This window comes from Streptomyces kanamyceticus (assembly GCF_008704495.1).
GTDB classification, from domain to species: domain Bacteria; phylum Actinomycetota; class Actinomycetes; order Streptomycetales; family Streptomycetaceae; genus Streptomyces; species Streptomyces kanamyceticus.
The window spans coordinates 10,102,224-10,123,731 of sequence record NZ_CP023699.1 but is presented as its reverse complement, the minus strand read 5'-3'; the positions used below and the strand labels follow the sequence as shown (position 1 = coordinate 10,123,731).

The window sequence follows — 21,508 nt, the reverse complement described above, 5'->3', positions numbered from 1 at the left end:
AGCGGACTCTGCAGTGAGCACCGAGGACGTCGCGGACGGCGATGGACAGGCGCAGGCCGGGGCAGTAACGGTGTGGGACGGGTTCGCCCGCTTCGCCACCACACCCGTCGTTACTCCTCCTGGGCCCGGGGCGCCCGCGCGCAGCTTGGCCGAACGCCTGGCCTACCACTCGCAGTTCGTCACCGTACGCACCCCGGCGATCGACATGCTGGCCACACAGGTACGCGCCCTGATGCTGCTGGGCCGTCACCAACAGGTCACCGCACGCCCGTCCCTGATCGTCACCGGCCCCGCCGGGGCCGGGAAGACCACCGCGCTGCTCCAGGTCGGACGCGCCTGCCACCTCGCCCGCAGGAGGCGCCAGGGCGAGTCGGCCGCGGGCGGGCAGGTCCCGGTCGCCTACGTGCTGGTGCCGCCCGCCGCCAGTGCCAAGACTCTCGCGCTGGAGTTCGCCCGCTACCTCGGCATCCCCGCCACCGCCCGGATGTCCCAGGCCCAGGTCGTCAACAGCGTTTGCCACACGTACACGCAGGTGGGTGTGCGGCTGGTGATGATCGACGAGATCCACCGACTCAACCCTCGCACCACCACCGGTGCCCAGAGCGCCGATCTCCTCAAAGACCTCACCGAGCGGATCGGCGCGACGTTCGTGTACGCGGGCATCGACGTCACCAGCACGCCGTTGTTCACGGGGGTACGCGGGGAGCAGCTCGCCGCACGCGCCAGCCTCGTCGACTGCGATTCCTTCCCCGCACGTGAGGGTGAGCACGAACCGTTCAAGGACCTGGTACGGGCACTGGAGAACGCACTCGACCTACGCCACCACCGGTCCGGGAGTCTGGTGCGGCTGGCACCGTACCTGCACGCCCGCACCGCCGGGCGGATCGGATCCCTGGCGCGTCTGGTGAAGCAAGCGGCCCTGGCCGCGCTGCTGGACGGCACCGAACGCATTACCAGGGTCACCCTCGAGGCCGTCCGCCTGGACCACCTCGCCGAACAGCACTACCGGCCCCGGGTCCCGACCAGATCCGGCTCCCGGTGAACCAGACCGCTCTCGCAGCCCCTTGGAGGGCCGCGCCCGATACTGCGCGAGGCAGCACACCCGTAGCTGGGGCATGGGCCCACATCCTGCCCCCGGCCGCGGGCGTGTTCCGGGTACGGCCCCTGCCGTACGAAGCGACCGCCTCCTACCTGAAGCGCCTCGCCGGGATCTACCGACTGACGCTGTCCCAACTCCTCGACGGCTGCGGCATCACCCTGAACGGACACGGCACCCCGCCCACAGCCGAACTGGCCCTCTCCCCCGCAGCCGCCCACCACATCACCATCCTGGGCCGCATCCCGATGGCTCACCTCACCCACGCCCTGCCCTGGCTGCCTCATCCAGGCAGCCCCGGCCCCGGGCCGACCGCGCACTGGAAGCCTCTCGACGCCCTGCACCGGCCCGTGGCCGCCTGCACCCTGTGCACACGGCGCCACAGCCAGGGCACGACCGGGGCCGCATGGGTCCACCGGCCCTGGCACCAACTGGTCTGCCCCCGCCACCACCAGGCAGCCCCCGACCCCAGGCTCGACATCCCGGTCCACACCAAAACCGTGCCCGAACTGGTCACGGCCCACCACTCCCATAGACGGCTGCTACGACACCCCCGCGGCAAAAGCGCCTGGATGACGGCACGTGCGATCACCACCCGCTGGTACGACCAGCAGCAGCACCTGACCGAACGGTGGCACCACCGGCTGAACCAACTGAGCGTGTTGAACATGCACTTGGACCGTGTGGGAAACGCTTCAGCCGTGCTCTTGGCCCGTGATCTCGTGATCTACCCCGAAACCGTCATCCTCGCCCGCGCCCTCGCCGCACTCCCCCGCTACCGGACACAGCGTCCAAGCGAGGCCCTCACCGCGATCGGGCACCGCCTCGGACTCTCCCGGTTCGCCCCCACCACCAGCGACGCACTGGCCACCTACCTCACGCATACACGCCGCTGACCAGCAACAACGGGCACCGCACACAACTACACCCCGGCTGCTACCTCTCGACGCACCATTCCATCGACAACAAACCCAAGATCAATCCCACCCAACTACAGAACCCCAGACCACCACCCCGAACAACCAAACCGAACACCCCTTGCCAAGCCCGTTCCCGGCCCCTCACAGCACACCCGCCCCAGCCCGAAATCCCAAGCCCACCAACGGAACACCAGGCCACAGCAGCCCCACTACTGCAGAACTGCAGCTCCGTCACACCGTCACGCCGGTGGGTGGCATTGAAGTACGCCCGCTCGACCAGCCAATTCACCGTGGGGGTGTGCACGGGAGGGCCCCTCCCCACGCCCTGTCATCGATTCTCCCGCGGCCCAGGCCAGCGGCCTCGCAGGGGCGGAATGCGAACTGAATCGCTACCGGGCAGCCGACCAACTGAATTGATTGGCAGTTTGCGGGTGGGCAGCCCATCAACGAACGGGCTGGTTGGGTCAGCTCGAGATCGACTGACACCGATGAAAGCTGGTTCGCCATTCCTGTCTCGCAGTCGTTCCGCCCTGTCTCCGGATCGCCTCCGGTCATCCGCCTGACGGCGCCGCGTCCGCAGGGCCGCATCGCACGGCGACTGGATCTCGTCATCCCGTCTGTCCTGACCCTCTGCAGCGGACTGTGGGGGATCCAGCGGCAGGGTTCGTTATGGATGGACGAGGCCGTCACGTACGACATGGCCCACCGACCGCTGCCCGTGCTGTGGGCAACGTTGGGCCACACCGATGCCGTTCACGGCTTGTACTACCTGCTGGTGCACGGCGTATTCGTCCTGTGGGAGGGCGGCGTCGTCGCACTCCGGCTGCCATCTGTCATCGCCATGGCGTGCACCGCAGCCGGTGTTGCCGCCATTGGCCGGCGGCTTGCGGGCCCGAGGTGCGGATTGGTGGCGGGCGCCGTGTTCGCCCTTCTGCCCCCAGTACAGCGCTACGCTCAGGAGGGCCGTTCCTACGCCCTGGTGACGGCGCTGGTGGTCGCCGCCACATGGGTCTTCTTACAGGCCTGCGCACGTCCCCGCTCAGCCACGTGGGCGGCCTACGCGGCGTTGACCTTACTGTCGATCCTGTTGCACGAGTTCGCCGTTCTGGCTTTGGTCGCGCATGGCGTGACGCTGCTCGTCGCCCCCGTGCCGCGCATGGTGGCCAGAGCCTGGATCGCAGCCTCCTGCTGTTCTGTAGCTCTCGCTACGCCTCTGGTGCTGTTGAGCATGCGGCAGTCTCAGCAGGTCGCTTGGATCGAGGTATCCGTCACGGGTGATGCGACGGGGTTCGTGCTGCTGGCCGTCGTCGGACTTGCGTGTGCCACGCTGGTGACCTGGTTCAACACCCATAAGCACCTCATGCGGTCGGCCTCGCTCGGTTTGCCGTCGCTCGCCCTGCCCCTGCTGGTCGTACCGCCCGCGATGCTCCTGCTGGTATCCGCGGTGAAGCCCCTCTATGTCGATCGGTATGTGCTGTACGCCCAGACCGGGTTGGCCCTGCTGACAGGAGCGGCAGTCGATGTGCTGTGGCGCGTTCCGCGTCGCCGCCGAGGTGTGTTCCTAGTAGCGGTGGCCGTCGCGGTCTTGGCAGTAGAGGTACCTGTGGCGACGCATCTGCGGAGCTCGGCCAGCCGTGTCGACGATGTCACGGCCATCTCCCGTGCAGTGGCGCAGGTGGCCAGCCCCGGCGACGGGGTGCTCTTTCTGCCTGGCAGTCGGCGGGTGTGGCTGCTTCAGCGAACACCTGAATCGCTCGGGCTCATTGACCTGTCTCTGGCCGCCTCACCTCGCACCTCCCGCACTCTCTATGGCACTGAAGCGTCTCCCGCAGTAATTCGGCACCGCATGTTGCGTGTGTCACGCGTCGTGGTGCTGCGTGATCCAGTGCGTGAGGGGGCGGAGTCAACCGCGGGTGAGAGAACCAAACCGCGCGTGTTGGAGCAGTGGTTTGCAACATGCAGCAGCCGAGAACTGCGGACCGCCCGCATTGAGGTGCACGCCCGTGATGGGAAGTGCTGACCGACGGCCCCACACGGCCCAGTCGCGGCAGCAGCAGAGGTTCATCGGATCGGGGAGGACATCATCAGCCAGCAGATGGTCGGCAGTTCGTGTTCCGCTGACAGCACCGAGGCCGTCGTCGCGCCGCCAGTTCACCGCACCTTGCGGCGTGTGGCTCCGATCGTCCTTCCCTTCGCGGCCGCTCTAGCCGTGGGATTGTGGGGAATCGAACGCCAGAACAGCATGTGGCGGGATGAGTCCGTCACCTACCAAGTAGCACATCGGTCCCTGGGCGACATCTGGGCTCTGCTCGGGCACATCGATGCCGTGCACGGCCTGTACTACCTCGTCATGCACGCGGTCTTCAGCATCTGGGACGGCGGACTCCTCGCCCTCAGGCTGCCCTCGGTGGTGGCAGCGGCGGTGGCAGCTGCAGGAGTAGCAGCGCTCGGTGCACGACTGGGTGGCCCTCGCGTCGGGATCCTAGCCGGGCTGGTGTCCACCGGGGTGCCCATGGTGCAGCAGTACGCCCAGGAGGGCCGCTCGTACGCCATGGTGTACGCGGCTGTCGTCTGGGCGACCTATTTCCTCGTGCGTGCCCTCGCCCAACCGCAGTGCCATTGGTGGTGGCCGTACACCGGTGCCCTCGTCCTGGCCGGGTGGCTCCATGAGTTCGCCGCGCTGACACTTGCCGCGCACGGGGCCGCTCTCTGGTTACTGCGCACGGCACGTCCGATCTGGCGTCGGTGGACCAGGTGTAGTGCAGGCGTACTTGGAGGGTTGCTTCCGCTGGCTGTGGCGAGCGTTGGGCAGTCAGAACGGCAACTGGGTTGGCTGGGACGCCCGAGCCTGACCGAATGGTGGCACTTCGCTGCGGTCTCCGGAGCCGGACTGCTCCTTGCGTGGATGCTTCGTCGTGGCCGGATGACCGCAGCCCTCGATGCCCAAGACCGCCCGCTGGTTGTCTTCGCGACCACCCTGCTAACCATCCCAACGGGCCTGTTGATGACGGTGTCTCTCGTGAAGCCGTGGTACGTCGATCGCTACGTCCTCTACACCATGGCGGGGCTCGCGCTGCTCATGGGAGCTGGTTTGGATCTGGCGATCAGGCGCTGTCAACGGCTCGCTCGGCCCTGGCGGGCTGGAGTCGCTGGTCTGACGATCGTCGCGGCAGTGGCGATCCTGCTGCCGTGGTCGCTTCTCATGCGGATGCCGGAGAGCCGCAAGGACGATGTCGTGGCCATCTCTGAGGCCGTCGATCGCGACGCCCGTGAAGGGGACGGAGTGCTGTTCATGCCGGCGCGGCGTCGCGAGTGGCTGATGTCGCATTCGTCGGTATATCAGCGACTGAACGACTTGGCGCTCGCTGAGTCTCCTGCGGCCTCACGCACCTTGCAAGGCACTGAGCTCAGTGCAGTTGGCATCCGTCGGCAGATTCTGGCCTCGGACCGGATCCTCGCGCTGTCCGATCCCGCAGGCCAGCCGATCGATCTGGACCGGCAAGAGGCGGTGAAGCGGAGGGTACTCACGGCCGACTTCCAGGTGTGTGAGCGGACGAGATTACGCGGTGCTCAGCTCGTCGTCTACGCCCGCCCCGGCAAGTGCGGGCAGGCGTAAACGGGTCCGCCACGGCGCAACGCCAGACCCTTTAGGAGTGGGAAGCTGGACAGGCAGGGATGGTGAGGATCGGCTGGTAGTGACCCTGTGGGTAAGGCTCGCCGATGAGTTCTCCCTCGGCTTCGATCCATGCATGGGCGGCGAACGGGCTCGTACGCACTCCAGTGCACCAAGTGGGCCAGAACCCTTTGGTCCGGCAGAGGAGCGCGGCGGCTATCGAGCGCTGCAAGCATGCCTCTCCGGCGCAGCGCATGCTCACTGCCACTACGGCTTGGCGGGCGGAGAGGGCTTGGTCGGCGGTGGCTGGTGCGGCACGACGCCGCGCCAGCTCCATCACTCTTCGGAGCCGGTGTGGACGGGCCCTGGCGAGTATGCGCGCAAGGGCGACAACCAGAAGTGGCACGATCCGGCGGCGAAATGGCAGGCGAGGACGCTCAGGCAGCGCTGCGGGAATGCTCACCGGCTGGCCTCCAACAGGTGGGCCTTCTGTAATTGTGCGATCACCCGAGTGATGTCGTTGTGGACCTGGTCGGGGGCAATTTGGTGCCGCGCAGCAATGCCAGAGGCGATCTCTTCGATGGTGCAGCCGTCAAGAAGGCGGCGCAGCGTCTGTGCTCCGTTGGCGTTGAGCTGCCAGTAGCGACCAGTACGCTGATTGAGCAGCACCATTCCGTCCTCCGTGTCGACCGTGGAAACGTCAGGAGGCAGAATTACGGACATCGTTTCTCCGGGAGCTTGTGTGTCGAGTTGTGGCAGTGCGGAACCAGGTTTCACAGCCGAGAAGGTGTTCAAGGGCGATGTTCTTGGTGTTGTCTGCCTGAGGTGCGAGGATCTCGCCGCGCAGCATGCCGGTGTCGATCAGGCCATGACGGGCGAGTTCCGACTCAGCAAACACCTCCAGCAGGGCTGCAAGATTGCGACGCCGGCCGACGCGGAGGTCTTCCGCGAAGTCACCCTTGGTGGATCTGTTCAACACTACGGGCGGCGCAATACCCTGCATGGCCTGGGCAAGAAGTGGCTTGTAACGCAGAGGCGTTACGCGTTCGTGCAATTGCACCGCTAGAGCGGCTTCAACGACGCGGTCGTCAAGGTAGGGCATCTCAAGGCGAACGCCGGATTCAGCGAATATACGGCCCATCTGCGCGTAGGCAGGCGCGGTGGTACGCAAGGCCAGGAGGAACTGGTGCTGTCCCCTGTCTTCAGCAAAAGGCCGCACCTGATCCGCGGTGCGTCGCAGTGTTCGTCGAGTGGCGTCCAACGCCTCATCTGTAACCCACGGTTGGGCGCGAAGAGGCGAGAAGCCCCAGCCGATAGGCGGGAAACGATCAGCTAGTGGTGCAGCGAGCTCATCTGCCTGGGCGCGCCACCACGAGGCGACGTCGCCGCCTCGTGTCAGTTCGCGCACGGTCGCGGACAGGGGCCATCGACTCACTGCAAGGTGCCCGCGCAGGTGCCGGAGGCCAGTAAGAGGGTGCCTCAGCAGGAGCCGGTGGAGGTACCCGGGAAACTTGAAGAAGAGTTCGTCGGCACCGTGTCCGGCGATGTGTTGCCGGGAGCCGTGGGCGGCCAGGTTCAGAGCGGTGTGCCGAGTACGGGCCAGGGTGCGGCTGAACAAGTAGGGTTGCTCGGGATCGGCTGGAGCAGCAGGGTCGGTGAAGATGGCGGGCAGCTTGGCCTGCGGCATTACAAGGTGGTCGGCTTGAGGTAGGCATCGTGCCGCATGAGTGGCGTAATGAGCGTCGTCATTGCCCTCTTCCGCTTCGCCCCACCGAAACGTCAGCAGGTCAGGAACGTGGTGCGCGGCGAGGAAACATAGCGACGTGGAGTCCATTCCGCCCGAGAGGTCCACGCTGAGGCGGCCCTCGGGAGGGCGCCGGTCGGCTGTGGCAGTGATCAGAGCCGCCCGCACAGTGGGAGCGCCTTGTTCCAGCGACAGCTCAGGGGCAGGCGGCCCCCACCAGGACACTTCGCGCGCGGTCCGGTCCCGTTTGAGGAGGAGGAAGTGGTCGGGCGGCACCGTATAGACACCGCGCCACATGCTGTGGTCGCGTAGCGGGGAGGGCAGCATGCCTCCGCAGACGGCTCGAGTGGCGAGCATGTCCTGGTCCACGTCGGCCCCGGTCAGGTCGGCGAGCACATCGGCGCGATCGGCGGCAATGGGCATCCCTTGGAGATAGGCGTAAGAGACACGGCGCAAGCCGGTGACACTGCCTTGAACCCTGAGCTGATCATCAATCAACACAACTAGGTGGAAGCTGCCGGGCAGTGCCCGCGCCAGGTCGTCTACATCGGACGGGGTGCGTACCCGGGCAGCCAGTGTGGCGAGCCGTTCGGTGGTGACCGGGCAGTGCCCGATCACCACCACCTGCACTGGGCCCACCTGCGCTCGAACGACCTCGTCTGACGCCCAGTGGCCAACGATCCACGGGCGCCCCGACAGGTGAGGGATTAGCTGCGGCGCCCCGATGGGGAGGTCGCGAAATGCCTCGGCTTCAGGTACGTCCGGCGTGATTATGAACCCAGTGCGCAACGGTCTGGCCTCAGCGGATATTGAGGCCGAAGCTGTCCAGCGGCCTGCTGCCGAAGCCCAGCGTGTCCTCCGAGAACTCGCCGACTTCAATCAGCGCCGGCGGCTCGTACGGCTCAGGGAGTACCTCGTGAACCTGTGATTCCATGATGGATCCCCTTTCTTTGGCTGAAATGATCACCTTCAACCTACGAACATCTACATCACTTGTTCCAGGTCGTTTTTGGCCAAAAGTTTTACGGAGAAGGATGCAGCCACGCCGGAAACCTCGTGGTGCGAGCTAAAGTGTGCAGATAGCATGGACCCACAAGACCGTCGATATGGATAAGGTACGCGCGTTGACCAGCACCGGATTAGTTGCAGTGCGCCAGAAGCTACAGCGAGTCAGTGGCGAGGCAGGAAGATTCGGCGCCGTAGGTGCGGTCGGCTGGGTGGTGGACACGGCCGTATTCAACCTATGTTTGCATTTTCTACACCTGCAAACAGTCCGCTCCGGAGTTATCTCCAATGCGGTGGCGATTGGCGTTAATTACCTCGGAAATCGCTACTGGACCTACCGGCATCACGACAAGAACCGCTACGCCCGAGAGGCAGCGCTCTTTGTACTGTTCAGCGGCATTGGCATGATCATTCAGAATGGCGTGCTCGCCATTTCGCATTACGGCTTCGGGTACACCTCACCTCTGGATGACAACCTTGCGAAGAATGTTGTCGGTCTCGGGCTGGCCAGTGGCTTCCGCTTCTGGGCCTATCGCAAATGGGTTTTCCGCAAGCAGCCCCAAAGCGTCAGCGATTCCTATCCATCCGCACCGGCAGCTGTTCTGGCTCGCCGACCCCGGCGTGACTGACTGAACTGGTGGGCGCGGCAGTTGTCTCCTTCGGCGCAGGATGCTTTCTGGACGTGGGCGGGGGGCCGCTGGCGGCGGATCGGGCGTGAGGACGTCGCTTCGGTGTTCTGGTCCTGGAGCGGTCCACAACACCGGCGGCCCGCCGACCCGGGTGGACGACGCCCCGACCGCGGATGCCGAAGCCCCATGGCTGATCGGCTGGCCTGAGTCTAGGAGAGGCGGTAGTGAGCCCCGCCCATCCGCCACGGGGGGAGCAGATGGGCGGGGCCGTCGCGGCATCACCTTGTCAGAGTGGGGGATGATTCCTCGGCCGAGTCATGGTTCGCGCGCAGCCGACATGAGTCCGTGACGTACCGCGACCAGTTCAGTTCATCGTCCCTACCGAGCTCATCGTGGACCAAGCGATGGAGCTTGGTCCACACGCGGGCTTCGGACCACTCGGTGAACCGGCGGAACGCGGTGACCCCCGACGGCCCTAACGCGGACGGCAGTTGATTCCATGAGCAGCCTGATGTGGCGGCAAAGACGATCACGGCCAAGACTTCACGATCTCCATGTCGGCGCCGGCTCCCTCCGCCCTGTGGACGTATCGGCGGAGCAGGAACCACCTGTAGGAACAGTGCCCACAGGCTGTTCGGCACCAGTCTCTCAACCAGCTCTCGCGCCATCTGGCAACTATCTCGCATGATCCCGTCGAGTGAATCGGCAGTCCAGCGGGCCGTCGGCACTAACCGATGAGTAGCAGCCTCACCGGCCAGGGCGTCTTCTGGATGTGGGGTGTACACGGCTGAGGACATTCTGGGGCCTCGGGCACGGCTCAGCCAGAGGCAGAAGGGTAGGGAGGATTCCCCTAGCTAGAGGAACTTGATCGAGCTTATGTGCTCTCGCAGCGCGTCGTTCACTACCTCGCTGACTGCCTGGCCAGGGCGCACTGTGATGAACGGACCGGTGTACCCCGCCCCCGTACAGAGGAGGACCGTGTGCGAGGAAGTGTTTTTCAAGGAGCTGATGCTGTCGTTGACAGATCCAGTGCCATCGTTCCACTTGTTGTCTTCAAGGTTGCCGTCACTGCCAGTGAAGCTATGCCAGCCTCCGCTGAAGCCAGTGTCCTTGTAGACGGTAAGTGCACCCGCTTCTATGCCCTCATGAGCGAAGGAAGGCGCCGCAATTCCTACCGATAGCATACTGGTCAAGAGTATAACAGCGAGTGAGCCTATCGCACATCTCACGCTAATCCTCCTTATCTCTGCAGATGTCGGGGTGGCGTTGAACGAATAGTATCCAATTCTTCTATTCAGCTATCGCGCTACCGACCTAAGCGGGGCCCGCTGCGTGGGGCGTATTACGGCGCACCCTTCACCTTGATCACTTCGTTGACACGGCCTAGGTACTTGACCTGCGCAGCCGAGAGCTTACTGAAGTACGCACCATGTCGCTTGATCGCCTGCTCCTGTAACCTCGCCTCAGCCTCAAACAACGCCTCAACCAGTTTTTCCTGACTCTTGCATTGAACATCGGCGACCGCCACCGACTTTTCCACAGATGAAGCTTTGTCCGACTTCTTTTTCCACCATCGTGGGTCGCCTATCGCTTCACCTGGCGTCGTGTAGGTGTATCCATGGCCACGCATGCACTTCGCCCATCTGCGGGTAACCCGAGCAACTTCCGAATTCCTCTTCGCCTTGATGAGGAGTTCAGAACTAAGGCGATTGAAGAGGTGATAGTTGACGCTCCCCCCACCCTCATCCAGAATACTATTAGCCTTGTATCCGCAACCACTCTTCTCGCTGTATGCGGCCTTTATTCCGTCACCGCCGAGACGTTTTTCTCGCTCGTCATGCTGACGTGGGACGTCGGTTTCCCCGGACAGGATCGCCGAGTTCACATGGTAGCCGAAGTCTCGCGCCACCTGAATCTCAACGACACCATATCGGCGACGGTTCTTTATCTCGTCCACGCGCGACGGGTAATGCAGAATATTCCATTCGTAGCCACGCTTCTTCATGCACTCCCTGATGAGGAAGTCGCGAGCTTCCGCTACCGCGTAGGAGTCCTGCTGAGTGAGCTCGTACTTGTCGAACGGCAAGACCAGTTTGAGCACTTGCTTGGTCGGCTTCGGAGCCTCCGCCTGCCCGCTCCCGGCGTGAGTGGAGGTCTCGGCCGAGCAACTCACTGCCAGCATAAGGAATACGAGTGACAGGGTCGCGTGTCTCTTTTCCATGAATTACCTCGCACCCGATCCAGCAGGTGACCTCGCAGGGGCGGGTGGTGCCGAAAAAGGTCCCGGCATCACCCGCGACACGCGATTTAGCGGAAGTCCACGCAGCTGGCCTTGTTGTCAAAGTTGTTGTTGCTGAAGTCCTTGTCGGAGGAGTTCGGCCTCGCGAAGTACTGGTCGCCGGAGCAGCCGTTATCCTGCCACAGAACAATGTCACGGCTGGTCTGGTTCTTCATCGAACTGGCGCCGTTGTCAACCTTGCTAGATGTGCCATTCCAGTAAGTGTCGCTGAGGTACCGGTCGTCACCGGAGAAGTTCTTGCTGCTGCCGCCGTAGCTATCGTGCTGGTAGAGCCACAGGTAGCTGGCCTGAGCACCCGTCTCGCTCGCAGTGGCTGTCTGAGCGACGCCGAGCAGCGCGCCACCGGCGAGCGCGATGGAGCTTATTCCAGCGATAATTCCTCTACGCATCATTTTCTCCTTCTTCGATTCACGCGGTCGGTGATCACGCAATGGCGCAACGCGAATAACATGCGCCCTCACCAAAGGTGAGAAATTGCGGAATCTTTTTTTGCTACAGGTAATCCAAGGTGAATATTTCAACTGCGTCAACGATCTATGGCATCGATGGCCGGATTCGACAGCCGCTCCTGAGGTGGCGCAAAAGCCAGGCGAGGCGCGCGACCAGGGCATACGCAGGCTACTTACACACTCTGGATCGCTGAATTCCGGATCATGGTTGGCTAAGACGCCATTTCACTTGGCCAGGCCAGTCTGCGGCGCCAAACGAGGGTGCAGCGATGGCTGTGAAGGCGAGAAGGCGTTCCGGCTTGCCTTCGTAGCGGCGGTGCAGACGTCGGCAGCCGGCCAGCCAGGAGACGGCCCGTTCCACCATCCGGCGATACCGGCCCAGGCGTTGGAACGAATCGATTCCCTTGCAAGCGATGCGGTGGCGGATGCCACGAGAGGCGAGTCATCGCCGCAGGTGGCGGTAGTCGTAGCCCTTGTCCCCGTGCAGCTTGCCGGGCCATGAGCGTCGCGGGCCGCAACGTAATACGAAAAGCTCCCCCGGCACGCCGAGGCTCATCTCGCCTGGACCACCATGGCGCTGATGACCCGTCGGCTGACGAAACCCGTCGCCGACTGGCGCGAACCCAAACCCCCACCTTCCCCGCCGGTCGGACCAGTACGGATCAGGCTTCGTCCCTGGACCGTCCGCCTTGCCCCCGCACCGCTGACCCGCTAGATCGCGCAGCTTCGCTCTCTGCGTGGCTTTGCGACGGAGGTCTCAAGGGAACAGCAGACTGTTGGTGGCGGCGCGTGTCAGTTCCGGATGGCTGAGGACATCCGTGCTGTCGACGAACTGGTCGACTGCGCCGATCGTCGCCAGGGAGCTGATGTCAGGGTCGGTGATACGGGTGCTCAGCGCCGCGGTGAAGCGTCCGGCGTGCAGGACCTGGAATGGTCTGGTGTGGTAGGGCCGCGTGGCGGGGTCAACAGGGTCGGTGAGGCCGACCTGGTTGTGTGTGGCCGCGACGGCCTCGTAGGCGCGGGCCAAGTGATGCTCGCGGGTGTGCCAGTCGGTAGCGGTGAGGGCCGCAGTGAGGACCGGGGTGAGGGCGGGTGCCTGGGGAGTGCGGGCGAAGGCGCTGCCGAGCCATTTGCTGTAGGGCGGGTAGCGGCACTCCATGAGCAGGCAGAGCCGCATCAGATCGCGTACCAGGCGGGCGGGCGACGACAGCGGAGCCGAGTTCGTCGCCCACTTCGCCGCAGCGGCCCACGAAGGCTTCCTCCTGGGAGACGCGCTGCCACTGGCAGGCGAGTAGGTAGAGCCAGAGGTCGTGGGGGTACCAGTCGAGGTTGGCGCGGGCTGGTGCGAGTTGACCGAGTCCGTCGTGGAAGACGGCACCCGCAGTGACCTCGGCGAGGAGCTGAGTGGGGGTGGCCAGCCAGTCCGCCCGGGTGATGTCGGTACGCGGGTCGAAGCCCAGTTGCCCGGTGAACCAGGCGCCTGGGTCTGTGACTTCGACTCGGTGGTGGACTGGTCCCTCAGTTGTCTGCATGACCCGGATGCCTGCTTCGCCGATGGGGGCGAAGTGCGTCGGGTAGCCGCGGAAGGTTTTCGGCAAGCTTTCGGAGAGCAGTGCTGTGATCCTCGTGCCGTGGCGTGTGACGTCCTGCGAGCGCAGGAAGATCTGTAGGCGGGGTCCCCACTCGTGGTCAGCGGAGCGGGCGGTGTCGAATCCGAGGACTTCCGAGCCGCCACCGAGGCGGGCGGCGGAGTGCGTAACCCCCGGGGCGGCCTTGTCCAGCAAAGGCCGTACGGCTTCGAGGTAGAAGCGGTGCGAAAGTTCCAGTCCAGGGATGAAGGACTGCGTGGTCATGCTGGAGAGGGTGCCGGATCAGCGTTTGGTCGGTCGAAAGATTTTCCCCGTTCGGCAAGCATCAAGTCTGTCATGCGGCCCGAGACCGTGGCCGCACCTGCCGCACGTGTGCTTCAACTTCTCCCGCAGCTTCTCCACGAGATCCAACGATGTCTTAGCCACGTCCAACCAACGAGCAAACGAGCAGACAATCAAGCCACGTGCCGGACAGTCGAGGAAGCGGGACGGCTTCTCATCGAGTAACTCTCACGGGTGCTCACGGCTGAAGAACCACATCACCCAGATGCTGAGCCCGCTCGCTACGAGCACCATGATCAAGTTCATCAGGATCTGCATGCGCCGAGCGGTGCGCGCCACTTCCACGGCTACACGGTCATGCTCCGCGATGCTGGCCGTGAGGAACTCAGCTTCGAGATCGTTGAGTGTTCCCGTCGGTTCGTTCTTGGACGTCGTGAATTCCGTACGCGCCACGCTCAAGAGTACGCCTCGGTACAAAGCCCCAGAGTCCTCCCCGAGGATTTTCCATGTACGCGCCGCCTCAGTCAGACGTCGGTGAAGGTGCAGCCGTTCACGCTCTTCATCCACCCATCCGTTGAGCCGCGGCCATGCGGAAATCAACGCCTCGTGGGCGAGCTCAACCCTGTCGTCATCGATCGTCAACAACCGGGCCAAGATGAGCTGCTCCAGGACCGCGGCTTGTGCTTCACTGACTTGGATCTCGGCTAGGGGGACCGGGCGTCGGGTGTCCAGAGACCCCTCTCCTGGAGAAACCAGCCTGAGCAGCATGGCGCGAGCGGCGCCCGCCTGCTCCGGGGTGAGGCCGGTGAACACACTCTCAGCGGTGTGCGCGACCGCTCCACGAATACCGCCAATCGCCTCATAGGCAGCGAGAGTCAGGCGCCTGCCGGTGCGGCGACGCCAGACCTCGAGCAGTGTGTGCGACATCAGCGGCAGGCCACCGGGCTCGCTTGTGACTTCTTCGAGGATCTGATCGGTCACTGAACGTTCCACAAGGAGTCCAGCCTGGTGTGCCGGTTTGATAATCGCCTCGCGCAACCGGTCCGGCGACATCGCTGAGATCAGCAAATGAGCCTTGTTCATCGCGTTGGCCAAGGCTTGGTGGTCGGCGCAATGCCCGTAGAAGTCGGCTCGCACTGCGATCAGGACACGCAGGGAACTCTTCTCCGCCTGCGCGGTCAGTAGCAGCTCAATGAACTCGCCACGCTCTTGTGGGTCCTGACAGAGCGTGAAGAGTTCTTCGAACTGGTCCACCAGCAGGATAGTTTCCTTGCCGTCCTGGCCAGGCAGAGCAAGGAGGGAACGCAGTGCATGTACCGGATCCGGCCCAGGGGTACAGATGCTAATGCCCCTCAGCTGGAAGTCACGGGCGCTGCGCTGAAGTTCAGGCGCAAGTCCCGCTCGCAACAGCGACGACTTACCACTGCCCGAAGCACCGACGAGGGCAACGAAGCGGTGCTGGGCGATCATGCGTGCCAGACGCTCGACCTCCGGCTGGCGCCCGAAGAAGAGGTGCTGATCACCCGTTCCGTAGCGGGAGAGTCCTCGGTACGGCGCCGCTTCGTCATCGCCATGAGCGCTCTGTTGCGCGTGGGCGTCGGCCGCTACTTGCCACCGCTGAGCCCACTCCTCCTCATCGCCGCCGCAGGCGCGGACGTACGCCAACGTGACGGGCAAGGAGGGAAACTTCCGGCCTGCCGCCGCCTCGGACAAAGTCGGCGCCGAATAGCCAGTTCGGTGGGCCAGCTCGCGGTACGCAGGGCTACCCGCCTCGTCCCTCAGTTGCCGCAGATCATGGGCCAGACGCTGAACCGGCCCTTCAGTAGGATCAAGTGCCTTCTCTCGGCGCCCCACAACACTCCCCCTTATCCGCGCTACGCACTGTCTCCAGGACAACTGCCACGCCAGCTCACTCACTACCCGGCAAGTCGTCGGCCAGCGATCGAGATCACTGCCATAAGGCCACGCCTGTCATCGTCCAACACTGCCCTTGGGTGGGCCACCGACCTTGAGGCCCGTCTCCACACCGAGCAGGACTAGCTTGGTCTTTGACGCCGCGCCATCGGTGAAATCACCCCAACTGGCGTGGAACCAAACACTAGTCACCGCGCCGAACGCTCAGTAAGAAGCTGCTTTCAATCTCCTTGTTTTGAGGGGTAGTTGGGGTGTGGGTCGGGTTTGGTTCTGGTTCGGTCGGTAGTGGCCGGTGAGGGGTCGCCCGCGGGCGGCTTGGGGTGTCCGTTTAGTGGTTTTCCGGTCGCCTCTGGTGATCTGTGCTGGTGGGCGCGGACTCTGCGGGTAGTGGCGGGGCGGAGTCCGTTTCGCTGGCGGTGTGGCGCGAGCTCCGTCCTGCTGGTGGGTGGTGATCCCTCGTGTCTGTGTCGCCTGTCGGGAATGTTGCCGCGAGCCGTTACCACGAGTTGGTGGCCTGCTCGCTTCGCCATGTGGAAGCTGTTTCCGCAGGCCAGTGGGGCGTGGGGGACGCGGCGCTGGAGATCGAGCCGGTCCGTGCGCACGGTGGGCATCTTCCGGTGGGTGAGGACGGGCCGCGGGTGGAGGAGTCGTTGCGGATCTTCGCTGAGGAGGTGGGCCTGTCCCTGTCGACGGTGAAAACGTACCGGTGGGTGGCTTCTCGGTGGCCGGCTGAGCGGCGGGTGGCCTCGGTGGCATGGGAGGTCCACAAGATCCTGCTGTCGGCCGATGATCCGTTCGCGCTGATAGCCGACCCGCCGGTGAACGAGCGCACGGGGCGGCGGTGCTGGGACGGCGATGCGGCCAGGAAGGCGGTCGGCTGGAAGACGAGTGGCACTCCTTCGACGGTGGCGGAGAAGGTCGAGACGGTCGCTGATCTAGTTCCGGACGAGGCAGTCGCGTGCCAGGTGATCACCGGGATGCTGAAACGGCGAGAGGTCGCCTTCGTGGCGATGCGTGACCGCGATGCCCGGCAGATGGTCAATGAGATCCAGTTTGAGCAGTCCGGAGTAGGCCAGGACGACGAGGACGACGACGGCCTGGACGAGGAGTACGAGCGGGCTCTGGCCTGCGAGGACAGCCAGGACGATGACAGTGATGTGCTGCGGGCCGATCCGGCGACTGTGGTGCGGGCCTGGCACCGGCAAATGGAGTTCAACGACCTGATGGGTGTGTGCCACGGCTTCGTCGCGGGCGCTTCCAGGCTGGTACCGAAGCTGCGCGGGCAGGAGTTCACCAGCAAGCAGCACACCAGCGTGGAGCAGGTCCTGGAGAAGATCCGCGCGACCTGTGACTGGATCGAGAGCGCGGTGGCAACCGGCAAGGGCGATCTGGATGATGCTCTCGCGCAACTGCTGCGAGGCCAGTGATGCCACACGGAGTTCCGGCGCACATTCACGCCGAAGCGGTCCGCGACGCGCTAATCGAGGCCCGTCCTGCCGGTGCCACCACCGTCCAGTTGCGTGAGTCGACCGGCCGGACCGTCTCCCAGGTCCGCTCCGGCATCAACTTCCTGCGTAAGTCCGCCGCGAAGTGGGGCCTGCCGCCGGTCACCTGGAGCCGGACGACAGGCTGGCAGCTGTCGGAAGACCCCGCGGTGTGGATCGCGTTCGAGCGCATCTTGTTCAACGCCGAGATGCGGCACATCACGCGGGCCATCGACGAGGTCATGACACCCCACGCCAAGCGTGCCCCTGGTGACGACTTCGTCCGCCTGGTCCTGGATCAGCTCGGTGGCATCCGCGCCTCCCTCGAAGTCATCATCCGCATCGAACGCTGACCCGGCATCCGCCCCCGACCTTGATTGGCGTGTTGACGTGCGCGAACGTTGTTACCCCTCCGACATGACCGACACCGAGTGGGCGCTGATCGAGCCTTTGCTTCCCGTCCCCGCATGCCAGACCAGCAAGGGCGGGCGGCCTGAGAGGTGGCCCAGACGCGAGATCGTCGATGCCATCCGCTATCTCAACCGGACGGGCTGCCAGTGGCGGTCTCTGCCTGCGGATTTCCCTCCCGCCTGGACGGTTTATGGGTTCTTCCGCCACTGGCACCGTGCTGGCGTCACCGTCTCGGTCATGGCCCGGCTCCACGAGCAGGCCCGCATCAGAGAGGGCAAGAACCCGCGCTCGGTCACGGTGGTGGTCGACTCTCAGTCGGTCAAAGGCGATGCCACCGTGGGAAAGCGACCCGCGGCTATGACGCCGGGAAGAAGATCGACGGAAGGAAGCGGCACCTCGCGGTCGACCTGCGCGGCACCCCCGTGATGATGATGGTCACTCCCGCTCACGTTCACGACGCCCACGCCGCCCGCGACTTCCTCGTCCGCCTCAAGCTGACACACCCTCAAATCACCCTGGTCTGGGCGGACTCCACCTACGGCGGCAAACTCGTCACCTGGGCCCAGGAGCAACTCCAACTCACCCTGAAGACAGTCAACCGGCCGCAGGTCAAAGGCTTCGTCCTCCAGCCGAAACGCTGGGTGGTGGAGCGCAGCATTTCGTGGCTGGTCCGCGCCCGAAGACACTGCCGCGATTACGAACGCCTCATCGCCCACGCTGAGGCTCACCTTGCGTGGACCGTCATCTCCCTCACCACGGCCCGCCTGGCCCGGCCCGTTCCCGAACGCTGGCGCGAACCGAAACCTCCGCCCATCCCCACCATCCAGCCGAAGCACATCCGCCTGGCTGGACGCCCCCTCCGCCTGCGCCCACTCACCGAGATGACTGGCTGACCCGCCCCACCGGCAAAGGCTCGGGCCCTCAGGCCGTGGCAGCGGCCTGAGCATTAGAACTCCCAGTCCAGCTCGTCCTCATCGACTGCGACAGGCAGGTAACCGTCCACCGCTTCGCCAGTCTCCATAGCCGTGGCCGTCGCATCCAGGAGAGCTGGGAGCGACGCCCACATGGGGTGGCGCGAGAAGGAGCATCCTGTTTCATGATCGGCCTCGCCGATCCGTCCACGGCGAGGAGAGAAGCGCTGGTCCACGATGAGGTGATCCCCTGCGCCGTCAAAGGCGAAGGGGATCCACTGCCCATGCCACCACGGCCCGTACTCCCCGTCCGGGTCACCTTCCTCCGCTCCCGCCAGCTCATCCCCGTAGATCTCCATACGTGTCTGCCAGGCCCTGGTGATGCCCTGCACCTCGAGCAAAGACCAGAACGGTGGCAGCAGGTCGTAGTGCTCCATGCCGTTGTGCCGCAGCAAGGACTCCTCCAAGGGCTCGGGGAACGGCTGCCCGATGGCCTGTTCGGCCGCGGCAATCTCCGAGCGATCCGCCGGAGGGCCAAGAGCGGCAAACGTACGTGGCGTATACCGGACAAGCCAAGCCTCTATACGGGCCCACGACTCGGATATCGACGAAGTCACCCTGGGATCATGCCAGTTCAATGCGCCGCTGAACGGAAGGATTCGAGATCTGTTCGCAGCACCATCACGACCAGTTCTGAACTCACCTGCCTGAATCTGCTCGCCACCGAGCGTGCCCACCTCGCCCGCACCCGCATCCCCAGAGCTAAAGACTCAGGTTCACAAGCAGCTTCTAAGCACTGCAGTGGCGTGCCGTGACGCATGGTGTGCTCGACGGCATAGCGACTCCCGGTGCCCGCTTCGGCAACAATGCGCCCATGAAACTCCCTACTCAGCTCAGTCCTGTGCCTGATACAGACGGTCTCTACCTGTGGGCTCCCGAGGGCACGGGCCTTTGGGGGTACGCGAACTGCTTGTGGATCATTTCGGGTTCCGACGCGGCGGTCATCGACACGCCGTACGACGGTCCGCTGACCGAGGCGATGATCGCCGCCGCCCGGCCCTGGCTGGGCGAGCGCACCGTACGGACCGTGGTCAACACCCACGCGAACGGCGATCACAGCTTCGGGAACCATCTCTTCCCCGAAGCGGAGATCATCGGCACCAGTGCGGGGCAGCACCACCAGCAGCACGAGCCGACTCCGCAGGAGATGCACGCCCTCGTGAACAACACTCCCGCCGGTCTCCCGCTGGGCCGGTACCTGCGCGACCACTTCAGCGTCTTCGACTTCACCTCGGCGCAACTCACCCTGCCTACCAAGACCTTCGCCGGGCGGCACACCTTCACCGTGGGGGAGAAGGAGGTGGAGCTGTACGAGGTGGGGCCCGCGCACCACGTCGGGGACCTCGTGGCCCGCATCGGTGACGTGGTCTGCACCGGCGACATCTTCTTCCACGGTGACCACCCGCCGCACTGGGCGGGCCCGCTGCAGAACGTCATCAATGCCTGTGAGTTGGTCCTGAGTTTCGACCCGCGGGTCATCGTCCCCGGGCACGGGCGACCGACGGACCGGGCGGGACTTGAGGAGTACCTGATCTACCTGCGCACGGTGCAGCGCGAGGTGCACCGCTGCTACGAGGCCGGTCTCAGCGCGGAGAAGGCGATGGACGAGTTCATCCAGGAAGGGGACTTCTATCCCCACCTAGGCCTGCCCGAACGCCTGCTGATATCTATCGCGGTGGAGTACAGCCACCTGCAGGACGGATCGACCTTGCCGCCGATCCTTGACCTCTGCAGCAAGGCGGCGGCCTGGTCGTACCAGTAGCAGTGAAGTCAGAGACGCGAGGTCCGAAATGGGGGACGGACTCTGACTCCCTTCCATGGGGCAGATGGCGAGGAAGCACTGTGTATGACCTCAGCGGTTGTGACACCTGACGCAAGGATTTGGGCGCCGCCCGCCACATCTGGGTTGAGAGTGTGGGCGGCACCGGCCGAACAGTGGGATGGCCGGGGGCGGCCGGTTCGGCACCCGACCGCGCACACCCGATGGCGGGTTCGGCGGGCAAGCATGCCCACAAAAGGGCCTACGTCAGGAGCCGCGCAATGTCTCAGGTCGCGTCTCTCTCCTCGGTTCCACTGACAGGAATAGAACCCAGCGACAGTTCGATCAGGTGAAACCTGCTTCCCCATCCGTGTCTTCGACTGGCGCTGTGCGTGGGCCGGTCAGTCGTCTTGCCCATCCGGTTGACGGGCGAGGTCTGGTTTGAAGACCAGGAGGAAGAACCTGGCGCCGGGCGAACCCAGCGGCATGGCTGCGCACATGGTGACATCGCCCTCCTGAGAGTGCGCGTGACGCTGACAGCACCTGTCCAATGGGACCTGCTCGTCCGGCGGGCCGTACCAGGGGTAGCGCATGCGGCGGGTGTCACCGTTCGGGTGGACGGATGCGACATGGTTCGCCCGGTAGATGGGGCCGGACACAGGGTCGGCCGCGACCTCCTCATCGAGTCGTTGCAGGTCCGCATTGCCCGGGTACTGCGCGACGGCGTTGCGTAGCTGCGCGGAGAGGGGCACAGCCCATTCCGATTCCCAGTTCACCAAGTGGTGTTCACGGGCAGCGTTGTTGAGAAGCACGTAGCGCATAAGGTTGCGCTCAGGAATGACCGGCTCGGCATCCGGGGCGCGGGGGAACATGCGGACGAATTCGTCGTTGTAGGCGACGACGTTCCAGGCCACATCGTTGACGTAGCACGCCTGGCCCGTGACGTGGCGGACGGCCTCATCCCAAATGGCCGGCACCGTCCTGCCTGCCAGCGGATCGAGCGGGTGCGGTGGTTCGTAGCCGACGGCGTAGACGTAGAGAGCCACACGCTCGTATTCCCTCAGATGTAGGACACGGGCGGTGTCGTCAAGGAACTCGAGGGTTGGCGCAGCCTTCTCGCCACGCTCGAAATCCGCGTAGGTGCGTTCCGAGACGTGGAGGAGCTGGGCGACCTGCGCCTGGGAGAGGCCCGGTGCACGGCGCCCACGTCCCCGACGGGGTGTCCAGCCCATGAGGTCTGGCTGGCGGGCGGGATCCAGCTGCCGTCTCTTCCACATCAGCAGCTGGCGCAGAGCTGCCTTATTGTCCACTTTCTATCCTTTCGTCGACTGATCCTCTCTCCA

Annotated in this window: 20 protein-coding genes and 3 pseudogenes; 10 read left to right on the top strand and 13 right to left on the bottom strand. The window is 64.6% G+C overall.

Annotated elements, in window-relative coordinates; translation table 11 throughout:
- Positions 1–13 precede the first annotated feature (13 nt).
- The 4 genes from CP970_RS43895 (at position 14) to CP970_RS43880 (ending at position 5,632) form a co-directional block, all read left to right on the top strand.
- On the top strand, positions 14–1,042 hold the full coding sequence (locus CP970_RS43895; protein ID WP_055550896.1) for a TniB family NTP-binding protein: 1,029 nt from the start codon (positions 14–16) through the stop codon (positions 1,040–1,042).
- A gap of 104 nt (positions 1,043–1,146) precedes the next feature.
- Positions 1,147–1,992, top strand: coding sequence for a TniQ family protein (locus CP970_RS43890; RefSeq protein ID WP_055550894.1), 846 nt, complete (start codon positions 1,147–1,149; stop codon positions 1,990–1,992).
- Positions 1,993–2,689: 697 nt separating this feature from the next.
- Positions 2,690–4,036, top strand: a complete 1,347-nt coding sequence (locus CP970_RS43885) for a glycosyltransferase family 39 protein (protein WP_224059127.1) — start codon at positions 2,690–2,692, stop codon at positions 4,034–4,036.
- A gap of 150 nt (positions 4,037–4,186) precedes the next feature.
- Positions 4,187–5,632, top strand: coding sequence for a glycosyltransferase family 39 protein (locus CP970_RS43880; RefSeq protein ID WP_224059125.1), 1,446 nt, complete (start codon positions 4,187–4,189; stop codon positions 5,630–5,632).
- A 31-nt stretch (positions 5,633–5,663) separates the two neighbouring features.
- Here the strand turns inward: CP970_RS43880 and CP970_RS43875 are convergent, their stop codons facing one another.
- The 4 genes from CP970_RS43875 to CP970_RS43860 all read right to left on the bottom strand — a co-directional run bounded on the left by CP970_RS43875 (position 5,664) and on the right by CP970_RS43860 (position 8,307).
- Positions 5,664–6,035, bottom strand: a complete 372-nt coding sequence (locus CP970_RS43875) for a lasso peptide biosynthesis B2 protein (protein ID WP_317987197.1) — start codon at positions 6,033–6,035, stop codon at positions 5,664–5,666.
- Between the two features lie 53 nt (positions 6,036–6,088).
- Positions 6,089–6,301 carry a lasso peptide biosynthesis PqqD family chaperone gene (locus CP970_RS43870; RefSeq protein WP_240507404.1) on the bottom strand — a complete coding sequence of 71 codons (213 nt, stop codon included), beginning with the start codon at positions 6,299–6,301 and terminating at the stop codon, positions 6,089–6,091.
- A gap of 28 nt (positions 6,302–6,329) precedes the next feature.
- Positions 6,330–8,003: an asparagine synthase-related protein gene (locus CP970_RS43865; protein WP_276204657.1), complete on the bottom strand. Its 1,674-nt coding sequence runs from the start codon at positions 8,001–8,003 to the stop codon at positions 6,330–6,332.
- A gap of 169 nt (positions 8,004–8,172) precedes the next feature.
- Positions 8,173–8,307, bottom strand: a complete 135-nt coding sequence (locus tag CP970_RS43860) for a lasso RiPP family leader peptide-containing protein (RefSeq protein WP_107099006.1) — start codon at positions 8,305–8,307, stop codon at positions 8,173–8,175.
- 190 nt (positions 8,308–8,497) lie between these two features.
- On the opposite strand from CP970_RS43860, the gene CP970_RS43855 reads away from it, so the two are divergent.
- Positions 8,498–9,007: a GtrA family protein gene (locus CP970_RS43855; RefSeq protein WP_224059123.1), complete on the top strand. Its 510-nt coding sequence runs from the start codon at positions 8,498–8,500 to the stop codon at positions 9,005–9,007.
- A gap of 290 nt (positions 9,008–9,297) precedes the next feature.
- Here CP970_RS43855 and CP970_RS43850 read toward each other — a convergent pair.
- The 7 genes and pseudogenes from CP970_RS43850 to CP970_RS43820 all read right to left on the bottom strand — a co-directional run.
- Positions 9,298–9,675: pseudogene (locus tag CP970_RS43850) on the bottom strand (transposase); the annotation flags it as partial.
- Between the two features lie 186 nt (positions 9,676–9,861).
- A complete protein-coding gene (locus CP970_RS46145; protein ID WP_079043728.1) occupies positions 9,862–10,191 on the bottom strand; it encodes a peptidase inhibitor family I36 protein in 330 nt (109 codons plus the stop codon).
- Between the two features lie 158 nt (positions 10,192–10,349).
- Positions 10,350–11,228, bottom strand: coding sequence for a hypothetical protein (locus tag CP970_RS43840; RefSeq protein WP_150494724.1), 879 nt, complete (start codon positions 11,226–11,228; stop codon positions 10,350–10,352).
- 86 nt (positions 11,229–11,314) lie between these two features.
- Positions 11,315–11,698, bottom strand: coding sequence for a peptidase inhibitor family I36 protein (locus CP970_RS44555; protein ID WP_055550884.1), 384 nt, complete (start codon positions 11,696–11,698; stop codon positions 11,315–11,317).
- 259 nt (positions 11,699–11,957) lie between these two features.
- Positions 11,958–12,275, bottom strand: a pseudogene (locus tag CP970_RS43830) (hypothetical protein); the annotation flags it as partial.
- Between the two features lie 237 nt (positions 12,276–12,512).
- Positions 12,513–13,608 (bottom strand): annotated as a pseudogene (locus tag CP970_RS43825) (DUF4037 domain-containing protein).
- Between the two features lie 246 nt (positions 13,609–13,854).
- On the bottom strand, positions 13,855–15,480 hold the full coding sequence (locus CP970_RS43820; protein WP_157877753.1) for an nSTAND1 domain-containing NTPase: 1,626 nt from the start codon (positions 15,478–15,480) through the stop codon (positions 13,855–13,857).
- A gap of 569 nt (positions 15,481–16,049) precedes the next feature.
- Between CP970_RS43820 and CP970_RS43815 the strand changes: the two genes are divergently transcribed.
- The 4 genes from CP970_RS43815 to CP970_RS46135 all read left to right on the top strand — a co-directional run bounded on the left by CP970_RS43815 (position 16,050) and on the right by CP970_RS46135 (position 18,328).
- Complete coding sequence (locus CP970_RS43815) at positions 16,050–16,967, top strand: DUF6192 family protein (RefSeq protein WP_150494722.1); 918 nt, start codon at positions 16,050–16,052, stop codon at positions 16,965–16,967.
- Positions 16,967–17,377, top strand: coding sequence for a hypothetical protein (locus CP970_RS43810; RefSeq protein WP_063806157.1), 411 nt, complete (start codon positions 16,967–16,969; stop codon positions 17,375–17,377). The genes CP970_RS43815 and CP970_RS43810 overlap by 1 nt, the downstream gene beginning before the upstream one ends.
- A gap of 64 nt (positions 17,378–17,441) precedes the next feature.
- Positions 17,442–17,861: a transposase gene (locus CP970_RS46140; RefSeq protein ID WP_079043726.1), complete on the top strand. Its 420-nt coding sequence runs from the start codon at positions 17,442–17,444 to the stop codon at positions 17,859–17,861.
- The gene (locus CP970_RS46135; RefSeq protein WP_079043735.1) at positions 17,810–18,328 is read left to right on the top strand and encodes a transposase; all 519 of its coding nucleotides are present in this window, start codon (positions 17,810–17,812) and stop codon (positions 18,326–18,328) included. Before CP970_RS46140 ends, CP970_RS46135 begins: the two co-directional genes overlap by 52 nt.
- A gap of 53 nt (positions 18,329–18,381) precedes the next feature.
- Here the strand turns inward: CP970_RS46135 and CP970_RS43800 are convergent, their stop codons facing one another.
- On the bottom strand, positions 18,382–19,083 hold the full coding sequence (locus tag CP970_RS43800) for an SMI1/KNR4 family protein (RefSeq protein ID WP_224059121.1): 702 nt from the start codon (positions 19,081–19,083) through the stop codon (positions 18,382–18,384).
- Between the two features lie 164 nt (positions 19,084–19,247).
- On the opposite strand from CP970_RS43800, the gene CP970_RS43795 reads away from it, so the two are divergent.
- On the top strand, positions 19,248–20,168 hold the full coding sequence (locus tag CP970_RS43795) for an MBL fold metallo-hydrolase (RefSeq protein ID WP_157877751.1): 921 nt from the start codon (positions 19,248–19,250) through the stop codon (positions 20,166–20,168).
- Between the two features lie 398 nt (positions 20,169–20,566).
- Here the strand turns inward: CP970_RS43795 and CP970_RS43790 are convergent, their stop codons facing one another.
- A complete protein-coding gene (locus CP970_RS43790; RefSeq protein WP_063806155.1) occupies positions 20,567–21,475 on the bottom strand; it encodes an MmyB family transcriptional regulator in 909 nt (302 codons plus the stop codon).
- Between the last annotated feature and the right edge of the window lie 33 nt (positions 21,476–21,508).

Excerpts from the sequence above, each read along its gene's own strand:
- CP970_RS43860 (WP_107099006.1), bottom strand. The coding sequence starts at position 8,307 with ATGGAATCACAGGTTCACGAGGTACTCCCTGAGCCGTACGAGCCGCCG.
- CP970_RS43810 (WP_063806157.1), top strand. The coding sequence starts at position 16,967 with ATGCCACACGGAGTTCCGGCGCACATTCACGCCGAAGCGGTCCGCGAC.
- CP970_RS44555 (WP_055550884.1), bottom strand. The coding sequence starts at position 11,698 with ATGATGCGTAGAGGAATTATCGCTGGAATAAGCTCCATCGCGCTCGCC.
- CP970_RS43885 (WP_224059127.1), top strand. The coding sequence starts at position 2,690 with ATGGACGAGGCCGTCACGTACGACATGGCCCACCGACCGCTGCCCGTG.
- CP970_RS43840 (WP_150494724.1), bottom strand. The coding sequence starts at position 11,228 with ATGGAAAAGAGACACGCGACCCTGTCACTCGTATTCCTTATGCTGGCA.
- CP970_RS46140 (WP_079043726.1), top strand. The coding sequence starts at position 17,442 with ATGACCGACACCGAGTGGGCGCTGATCGAGCCTTTGCTTCCCGTCCCC.
- CP970_RS46145 (WP_079043728.1), bottom strand. The coding sequence starts at position 10,191 with ATGCTATCGGTAGGAATTGCGGCGCCTTCCTTCGCTCATGAGGGCATA.
- CP970_RS43870 (WP_240507404.1), bottom strand. The coding sequence starts at position 6,301 with ATGGTGCTGCTCAATCAGCGTACTGGTCGCTACTGGCAGCTCAACGCC.